Source organism: Geobacillus sp. B4113_201601, from assembly GCF_001587475.1.
Classification (GTDB): Bacteria; Bacillota; Bacilli; order Bacillales; family Anoxybacillaceae; genus Geobacillus; species Geobacillus icigianus.
In genome coordinates this window covers 70,399-80,569 of record NZ_LQYX01000078.1, presented here as the reverse complement: position 1 = coordinate 80,569, position 10,171 = coordinate 70,399, and the positions used below count along the sequence as shown (strand labels likewise).

The 10,171-nt window shown below is 42.8% G+C and carries 6 protein-coding genes; all 6 read left to right on the top strand.

Annotation, left to right across the window (positions count from 1 at the left end):
- The first annotated feature begins 171 nt into the window (after positions 1 to 171).
- A complete protein-coding gene (locus tag B4113_RS10915; protein WP_061912491.1) occupies positions 172 to 1,107 on the top strand; it encodes an Rpn family recombination-promoting nuclease/putative transposase in 936 nt (311 codons plus the stop codon).
- Between the two features lie 666 nt (positions 1,108 to 1,773).
- Entirely contained in the window at positions 1,774 to 5,016 is a 3,243-nt protein-coding gene (gene hsdR, locus B4113_RS10910) for a type I restriction-modification system endonuclease (protein WP_033022791.1), read from the top strand.
- On the top strand, positions 5,017 to 6,492 hold the full coding sequence (locus B4113_RS10905) for an N-6 DNA methylase (protein ID WP_033022789.1): 1,476 nt from the start codon (positions 5,017 to 5,019) through the stop codon (positions 6,490 to 6,492). It abuts the gene before it with no gap.
- Positions 6,492 to 7,919, top strand: coding sequence for a restriction endonuclease subunit S (locus B4113_RS10900; protein WP_033022787.1), 1,428 nt, complete (start codon positions 6,492 to 6,494; stop codon positions 7,917 to 7,919). Before B4113_RS10905 ends, B4113_RS10900 begins: the two co-directional genes overlap by 1 nt.
- A 398-nt stretch (positions 7,920 to 8,317) precedes the next feature.
- The gene (locus B4113_RS10895; protein ID WP_033022785.1) at positions 8,318 to 9,058 is read left to right on the top strand and encodes an HNH endonuclease; all 741 of its coding nucleotides are present in this window, start codon (positions 8,318 to 8,320) and stop codon (positions 9,056 to 9,058) included.
- Positions 9,059 to 9,728: 670 nt separating this feature from the next.
- Positions 9,729 to 10,171, top strand: a 443-nt coding sequence (locus B4113_RS19875; protein ID WP_160331373.1) for a hypothetical protein, incomplete at its 3' end; no start/stop codon positions are given.

The window sequence follows — 10,171 nt, the reverse complement described above, 5'->3', positions numbered from 1 at the left end:
GGTACTAGTATAGACAAGGGGAGCGAGAATCAACCAGAGTTCGTAAACTTTTTCTATGTAACGGCTGAATAGTTACTCTCCACAAAGTCTTGACTGACTCCCGATTCCTAAAAATCTAGTGTCTAATATCGTGTTATGTTAAAATAGTCTTAAATAGAGAGGTGTGTCTTAATGACAGGATCATTGAACAATGAACATGATATCGGATATAAATACCTATTTAGTAACAAAAAGGTATTTTTTCAATTATTAAACACGTTTATTAAAAAAGAATGGATAAAAAAGCTGGACGAACAACATCTCCAAAAGATTGAAAAGTCCTTTATTTTACACGACTTCATTGAGAAGGAAGCAGATATTATTTATGAAATGAAAACGGAAGAACAAGATGTATATTTTTACATTTTATTGGAGCTTCAATCATCTGTTGATTATTCAATGCCTTTCCGTTTATTGCAGTATATGTATGAGCTATGGAGGGATATAATAAAAAATACAGATCAAAGGGAGTTCAAGAGCAAAAAATTTAAGCTTCCTGTCATTGTTCCAATTGTATTGTATAATGGTCAAAATAAATGGACTGCTCCATTAGCATTTAAAGACTACTTTCATCAAGGTGAACTCTTTGGTGAACAAGTATTAGATTTCAAATATATCTTATTGGACGTCAATCGAATGGAAAAAGATGAATTAATAAATAACGAGAACTTGATATCGTCTATATTTTATCTTGATCGTACCGTCAAGAATGAAGAAGAGATCTTTGAAAGATTAAACACCATTTCACGAGTCCTCCAATATATCCCACGGGAAGATTTCTTGGTATTTAAAAATTGGGTAAAACATATACTAATCAACAGGTTCCCAGAAGAACAGTCTGAAGAAATAATAAGCCTCATTGAAAATTCGAATCAAAAGGAGGTGTCCTTGATGATTTCAGGGCTAGAGCAAAGTTATAAAAAAAATACAGAAAACGCATTAGCTGTTGTGAAGTTATTACTTGAAGGAAAGACTGTTGAGGAGATATCTGAGAAATTACATTTACCGCCAAAAAAGGTTATAGAAATAAAAGAGATGTTTGAGTCTATGAACAGCAAATTGAATTAACACGTTCTGCGGCAAAGGCAGGACGTTTTTTATTTAAAAAACGAATCATTTTTCAAGAAATTTAAGTGCCAAGAATCCGAGTTCGACAGTTTTTAGGCCATTTTAGGCAAATGAAATTGGACATTTTTCTTCAAAAAACAGCGGCCTTGATCAGCGAACCAAACTGACGGCCAAACAAGTGCAACTCTTTGCGGCCCTAGGGCTGGAGCCTTCTCCGAAGATCCTAGGCATCCATCCTCACGCATAGAAGGCTGGTGAAAAACCGCTGATTCCCTTCATCAATGGGAGAACGCGTGAAAAGCAGGACCGATGCAACAAGGTTTTTCTAGTTGAGAAATGACATTGCCAAGCCGTATCCAAGATTAAATCACCAGTTTCTTAGATACACGCCCAACGTATGCCCCAATGCCCCTCGTTCCTTTAGTATCAAGGGATGAGAGGCATTTTGTTTGCCTAGTCACTGTCGAAATCGGGGAATCCTTGTTGAACAGGAAAAGCCGTTGTTTGCTATTTTGTCTAAATTTATTCCTAATGAAACTGAATGTATGATGAAATGTGAAATGCTGTAAAGTTTTATGGTAAAATGGAACTGCATAGTCTTCTGAATATTTGTCAGCGATTAGAGTGATTCGGGAAACGACCAACGCGTATGGAGGAAAAATGAAGATGGCGCACAATTTCCGTTTTTTAGAAGAAAAATGGGAAGTTCTCGCTCGCGTGGGGGAAACAGCGGAACGAAACGTATATCAAAATCCAAACGTGGCGATGAGTGAGCTGAGGAAATTTGCGGAAACGATTACAAAATATATTTTAGCTTTAGAAGAAATTCGGGAAGAGCGGGGAACGGATCAGCAAGAACGCCTAAGAGTTCTGTTGTACGAGCAAATTATCCCGAAAGAAATCTATGACTTATTGACGGTCATTCGGCTGAAAGGAAATGAAGCGGTACATAATCCGAGTTATGGAGAAGTAAACGAAGCAAAGGCTTTATTGCATATGGCGTTCCGCATCGCCGTTTGGTTTATGGAAGTGTATGGCGATTGGTCATTCCAAGCTCCGGAGTATATCGAACCGACACCGCAAACCTCTATCACAACAGATGAGTTCGATCAGATCGTTCAATCATACGAAGAAAAGCTCGCTCGATTGGAAACGGAGCTTGAAAAGATACGGAAAGAACAGCTATATATTAGCAGTGAAGAGAAGCAAAAACGACGTGAATTCTCTCAACGTGCCATCGCGAACTTCGAATTGACGGAGGCGGAAACCCGTCTTCTTATTGACCAACAATTACGAGAGGCCGGGTGGGAGGCGGACTCTGAAAAGTTGCGGTTCTCCAAAGGCGTTCGCCCGGAAAAAGGGCGAAACATGGCCATCGCCGAATGGCCTTTAAAACGCGGTTACGCCGATTATGCGCTATTTATTGGTCTTGAGCTGGTGGGCATCATCGAGGCGAAACGCGCCAGCAAAGATATTCCAGCGGACATTGAACAAGCAAAAGAATATGCCCAATTAGTCGTTCGACATGGCAACGAAGTGATCCATGAGCCGTGGGGAGACTATTTTGTTCCGTTTCTCTTTGCCACGAATGGGCGGCCGTATTTAAAACAACTCGAACAAAAATCAGGCATTTGGTTTTTAGACGCTCGTAAATCGACCAATCATCCGCGTCCGCTTCAAGGATGGTATACCCCTAGTGGGCTGAAAAAGCTATTGGAACAGGACATTGAGCGTTCAGAACAATTTTTGCGTGATGAAAAGTTTGATTATTTGAAATTAAGACCTTACCAAGTGAAAGCCATTCAAGCGGTTGAAAAAGCACTCGAAGAGAAAAGACGCAGCATTTTAATCGCCATGGCAACCGGAACAGGGAAGACGAGAATGGCGATTGGCCTTATTTACCGATTGCTTAAAGCGAAACGCTTTAACCGTATCTTATTCCTTGTCGACCGAAAAGCGCTAGCGGAACAAGCAGAAAGCGCGTTTAAAGAAAGCAAGATGGAAAGTTTCCATACGTTCACCGAAATTTATAGTTTACAATCGTTATACGATCAAAAACCAGACAACGAAACGAAAGTGCATATCGCGACCGTACAAGGGATGTTAAAACGAATTTTTTATAACGACCGCTCGGAAGACATCCCGCCGGTGGATCAGTATGATTGCATCATTGTGGACGAAGCCCACCGCGGTTATACGCTAGATAAAGAAATGGATGAGGTCGAACTGCAATTTCGCGATCATCAAGACTACGTCAGCAAATACCGCAAAGTGCTCGATTATTTTGATGCCGTCCGCATCGGATTGACGGCGACGCCGGCGCTTCATACGACAGAAATTTTTGGGCCGCCGGTCTTCACGTATTCTTACCGAGAAGCGGTAGTGGATGGCTATTTAGTCGACCATGAACCCCCGTATCAATTTGAAACGGTGTTGAAAAAAGAAGGGATTACGTGGGCGAAAGGGGAAACGGTCGATGTGTATGACACGGTGACAGGAACGATTTCGCAAGAGTATTTAGAAGACGAAGTCAACATTGACGTGTCGCAGTTTAACACCAAAGTCATTACCGAAAGCTTTAATCGTGTCATCATTCGCGAATTGACGAACTATATTTCTCCGGATGACGAAGGAAAAACGTTAATTTTTGCCGCTACGGATGATCACGCTGATTTAGTCGTTCGCCTTTTAAAAGAAGAGTTCGAAACTCTATACGGCGAAGTCGAAGACAACGCGGTGATGAAAATTACCGGTTCAATTAAAGATCCTTCCGGGGCGATCCGCCGCTTTAAAAATGAAAAATATCCAACCATTGTCGTTACCGTTGATTTGCTGACGACGGGGGTGGACGTGCCGGCGATTACGAATCTCGTCTTCTTGCGGCGTGTCCGCTCGCGCATTCTGTATGAACAAATGTTAGGACGCGCGACGAGAAGATGTGAAGAAATCCGAAAAGACCATTTTAAAATTTTTGACGCGGTTGGGATTTATGAATCTTTAAAGCCGTATACGAGCATGAAACCGGTCGTAACGCGCCCGAATATTTCGCTGACCCAGTTAGTCGAAGAACTAGAGGGACTAGAAAAAACAGAACATCTTCACTATCAAAAAGAACAACTTATCGCCAAGATCCAGCGGAAAAAGTGGAAATGGTCCGATCGGCAGCACCAAGACTTTCAAGTGCTGTCCGGCGGCAAAACGGTCGATGAGTTTATCGATTGGGTAAAAGCCTTGCCGCCGGAGGAATTACCTGTACAATTAAAAGAGTACAAGTCGATGTTCCGCTATATGGATGAAAATCGCTACCGGGAAAATAAGCAATATATTTCCAGACATGAGGATCAACTGATCGCGGTCAAACGCGGCTACGGAAACGCGGAAAAGCCAGACGACTACTTGCAGTCGTTCGGCGAATTTATTCGCAACAATATGAACAAAATTCCGGCTTTAATGATCGTTTGCCAGCGGCCGACCGAGCTAACGAGGGAAGAACTGAAAAAGCTGCTGCTTGAACTGGACCAAAAAGGCTTTTCCGAGAAAAAACTGCAAGCGGCGTGGCGGGAGGCGAAAAACGAAGACATCACGGCGGACATCATCGCCTTCATTCGCCAACAAGCACTAGGCGATCCGCTCATTAGCCATGAAGAACGGATTAAAAACGCCATGAAAAAGATTTACCAAATGAAAGCATGGCCGCCGGTGCAAAAGAAATGGCTCGAACGCATTGAAAAGCAATTGCTGCAAGAATCCGTTCTTCATCCCGATCCGGAAAAAGCGTTTGACTATGAGCCGTTTAAAAGCCACGGAGGCTTCCAACAATTAAATAAAATTTTCGACGGACAATTGGCTCACATTGTTCGCGAAATTAATCACAACTTATACAACTATTCGAAGAAGGAGCAAGCGTAGATGAACAACAGAGAAATCGTACAAAAGCTTTGGAACTTATGTAATGTTCTACGTGATGATGGAATTACCTATCATCAATACGTTACAGAGCTAACTTATCTGTTATTTTTAAAAATGATGAAAGAAACCGGTCAAGAATATATCATTCCCGAAAACTATCGCTGGGATTCGTTAGTGGCAAGAGACGGGATTGAACTAAAAGAGCATTACCAACAGTTGTTGCTTGATTTAGGAAAAGAGGAAAATGAATTATTAAAACAAATTTATACGGACGCGACATCGAACATTAGAGAACCAAAGAATCTAGAAAAAATTGTTCAATCCATCAATAACTTAGATTGGTATAACGCGAAGCAAGAAGGTTTAGGCGATTTGTACGAAGGACTGTTAGAAAAGAACGCGAGTGAAGTCAAATCAGGAGCGGGGCAATATTTTACGCCTCGCGTCCTTATTGATGTCATTGTCGAGCTCGTAAATCCACAGCCCGGCGAGCGCTGCCATGACCCTGCCGCGGGAACCTTCGGCTTTATGATCGCGGCCGATCGTCATGTGCGTGAGCAGACGGATGATTATTTTGACTTATCCCAAGAAGAAATTGAATTTCAAAAATACAAGGCCTTCTCCGGAGTAGAGCTGGTCAGAGATACGCATCGCTTAGCGGTCATGAACGCGCTGCTTCATGATGTCCATGGTGAAATCTTGTTAGGCGATACCCTCTCATCACTTGGTGAGCGTTTGAAAAATTATGACGTGATCTTAACGAATCCGCCGTTTGGGACGAAAAAAGGCGGCGAACGGGCAACACGAACAGACTTTACCTTTACAACATCAAACAAGCAGCTGAACTTCTTGCAACACATTTACCGAGCTTTGAAACCGAATGGAAAAGCACGAGCCGCTGTCGTTGTCCCTGACAACGTCTTGTTCGAAGGCGGAGTCGGCGCCGACATTCGTCGCGACTTAATGGACAAATGCAACTTGCATACGATTTTACGCTTGCCGACCGGGATTTTCTACGCCCAAGGGGTGAAAACGAACGTTTTATTCTTCACCCGCGGAAAAACCGACGTCGGCAACACGAAAGAAGTATGGGTGTACGATTTACGGACGAACATGCCGTCTTTCGGCAAGCGGAATCCGTTGACGAAAGAACATTTTGCAGGATTTATCAAGGCCTACACAGCAGAAGACCGCCGTCAAGTCAAAGACGAGCGCTGGAATGTGTTTACAAGGGAAGACATTGCGAAAAAAGACGACAGCTTAGATATTGGCTTAATTGCTGATGAATCCCTATCCGTCTACGAAAACTTGCCAGACCCGATCGACTCCGCCGAAGAAGCGGTGGAAAAATTAGAATTGGCGATTTCGCTGCTAAACGAAGTCATCGCCGAGCTAAAAGCGGTCGAACAACCTAATAGCTACCAAGCAACGAACGAAGTGCTGAAAGTAGCAGAAACATCTGAGGTGCTTAAATAATGAGCAAAACGAAACAAAAATCGCTGGAAGAACTGCTAGAAGAAGCGTTAGTACCGGAAGACGAACAGCCGTATGAAGTGCCGGGGAATTGGGTGTGGGTTAGACTAGGTAGTATTAGTAGGTTTATTGACTATCGAGGTAAGACACCTAAAAAAACTGAATCAGGTATAAGACTAATCACTGCTAAAAATGTTAGAATGGGTTATATCCAAGACGAACCTAAAGAATTTATTAGTGAAAAAGATTATGATTCATGGATGACTAGAGGGATTCCAAATGTGGGTGATATATTATTTACAACCGAAGCACCTTTAGGGAATGTGGCTCAATTGGATATTAATGAGAAAATTGCGCTCGCTCAAAGGATTATCACAATCTCCCCTTATCAGCCACTTGAAAAGACTTTCTTTAAATATTGTTTAATGAGTCCACAAATGCAAGCTCTAATTAAAAGTAACGCTACTGGAACTACTGTTTCTGGGATAAAAGCGAGTAGGCTAAAGGAAATAGAGGTGCCTTTAGCTCCTTTACACGAACAAAAACGCATTGCTGAGAAAGTCGAGCGTCTTTTTGCGAAAATTGATGAAGCGAAGCGGTTGATTGAGGAAGTGAAGGAGTCGTTTGAACTTCGACGGGCGGCGATTTTGGATAAGGCGTTTAAGGGACAATTAGGTACAAATGATCCTAATGAGCAGAGTATGCTTGAAGCTTCCGATACTATAAAACAAAAAGACCTTATCCCGAAGGAAGAACAACCATATGAAGTGCCGGAGAATTGGGGATGGGTAAAGTTAAAATCCTGCTTAAAAAGATTACAATATGGATACACGGCATCATCATCGACTTTAGAGGAAGGTCCGAAATATCTACGTATAACGGATATACAAAATGATAGTGTAGACTGGGGAACAGTCCCTTATTGTAAGATCGATGAAGATTTGTTAGAAAAATATAAACTGAATAAAGGAGATATCGTTATTGCAAGAACAGGGGCAACAACTGGCAAAAGTTTTTTGATAGATGATGTACCTTCTTGTTCAGTTTTTGCTTCTTATTTGATTAGATTAACTACGAATGATGATTTGAATTCACCATATCTATGGAATTATCTAAAAACTCCAATGTATTGGAAACAAATAACTGTTGTAAAAAAAGGAATTGCGCAGCCGGGAGCGAACGCCCAAATTATAGGGGAGCTTAGTGTTCCATTACCACCTGTCCACGAACAAAAACGCATTGCTGAGAAGGTAGACAATTTATTAAGTAAATTAGAGACTGAAAAAGAAATAGTTTTAGAAGTCGAACAAAAACTTGATTTATTAAAGCAAGCTATTCTCAACAAAGCCTTTCGTGGCGAACTTGGTACAAACGATCCAACCGATCAACATGCCATTGAGTTGTTAAAAGAAGTGCTGAAATCGAAATAAACCATTTTATATAAGAGTTCACTCAACAAGGAGGGGGTGAGCTCTTTTTTCTCTTCACTACCATTTCCACCCTTCCGACGAAAATCGGGAGGATTTTTTGTATCCATTGTCGAATGAATCCTTGACAAACTAAGGAAAGAGAAGGAGTTTTTCGCTCGTAGATGTTGAAGTCAGCGCCATCATCGCGTTATCTAGGCAATACGGCTCTTTGTAGCGATGCAGACGGTAACGGATCTTGCCTACTGTAGCGAGATGGAGGTGCGTCGTATCAGTCACATCCTTGAAATGGCGTGTGCAGCTTGCGACGAGGGCTGTGTTTTAAATTTATGTTACCCCCATAATAATATTAGTTTTGGAGGTAAATGGTTGATCATATGTATGCACATTGGGGGATGACAATGAAAATTTATGCTGAGCCGCTGGCCATATCCACTGATCAATGGTTGGACATGTTAAACGATCGAAGTGTATTCCATGAAGAAGATGTGGAGCTGATCCGAACATTGTATTATTTTCCGGATTGTCGCGCATCGGGGAAAGAGCTGGCGCGTTTTTTAAACAAAGTGAGCCATTCCCCTTTCAATGCTCAAGTAGGAAGATTGGGAAAACGCATTATTCGAAAATACCCTGATGTTCAGTTTCCCATTCGTGAGGACGGGAAAATACGGTATTGGCATATTCCTTTTTTAGGAGAAGAGCATCGCGATAAGTATATTTGGCAATTGCGCCCTGAATTACGCGAGGCGGTGCGTCGATACGAACAAACGGACATGGATCATCAAAGCGATACGTTATTGCCGAGCGAGTTGGAGGATGTCTCGCTGCGCGAAGGCGGGAAAAAGCTGGTTGCTGTGAATCGGTATGAACGAAATGTAAGGGCGCGGAGGCTTTGTTTGCAAAAACACGGCTACCGTTGTTCCGTCTGTCAATTTGACTTTGAGCAAGTTTATGGAGAAATCGGGAAAGGATTTATCGAAGTTCATCATCTCATTCCGCTGAGCGAGATTGGTGAGCAATATACGGTGAACCCGTTTGACGATTTGCGTCCGGTCTGCCCGAATTGCCATGCCATGTTGCATAGAGGGAATTTATCGATTGAAGAATTGCGGGAGATTGTTGAAGCACGTAGAAGGATTTAGTTTGTAGTTGAGCGTCTGGCCAGCTGCATGTCGGGGTGGCTTGGCCAGACACCGGCAAATGGCGGCGGTGGAAGAAGGAGTGTTCCCCATACCCGTCAAGGCTACCGGTAGAAAAATTTTAAGACGAGACTCGTGTGATAGGCTTGGATCGTGGACCAAAGCAACGGACGTTGATGCAGGAGAAGAAGGAAAAACACTTCTCGCAAAAACGCCACAGCCCGATCGGTAAAACGTTGATTCAAGCCCTCGCTTGAAAGGGAACAGCCATGCCAGAGCGTCAAGGCCGCACACAACCGCTTAGGCACCTGTTTGGACAGCAAACCATCCCCCATGCACAGAGAGTCAGACAGGCTTCCGCCGTTAACGAACGCTGTCGCCGGATCAATCTTGTTTTCCGTACGAGACGGGTTATTCCTTTGGGAGAAAAGAGCTGGCGAATGGTTGGAATCCATGCTTGCATTTGTTTTTCCATGAAAGAAACCTTTTCTAAACGTAGAGTGTTCGTTAGAAAGGATACCATGCTTTTGACGATGCACAAAGACCAAAATTCTCAACTTGATGGGGATGGGGCAAAGTACGAAGAAATTTAGCAAAAATACTAAATAATTGTATAAAACCTGCCGATACATCATAGTGAGACAATTCATTTTTGATATAAGAGGCAGGTGGAATGAATATGTCCTTTTTGAAATCCATCGGCAACATGTTCAGCAAGGCGAGCCACTATGTAGAGAAAAAAATAGAAAATACAGCCAAACACGTGGCCAGCGACTTGAAAAAAGCCGAGAAGACCATGCATCGAGCGGTGCATCAAGTTGAAAAGAGAGTTGAGCACGCGGCCAAAGAAGTAAAGAAAGATGTCGTGCACATCAGCCGCGAAGCGAGAGAAGCGTTTCATCACGCGGAAAAGAAAGCAGAACAAGTGGTCAAACATGCAACGCACCATGTGAAAAAAGCCGAGAAGGCCGTGCATCGAGCGGTGCATCAGGTTGAAAAGAGAGTTGAACGCGCAGCCAAAGAAGTAGCGAAAGACGCGGGGCATATCGGCCATAAGGCCAAGGAAGTATTTCAGCATGCAGAAAAGAAAGCGGAACAAGCTGTACAGCATGTGGC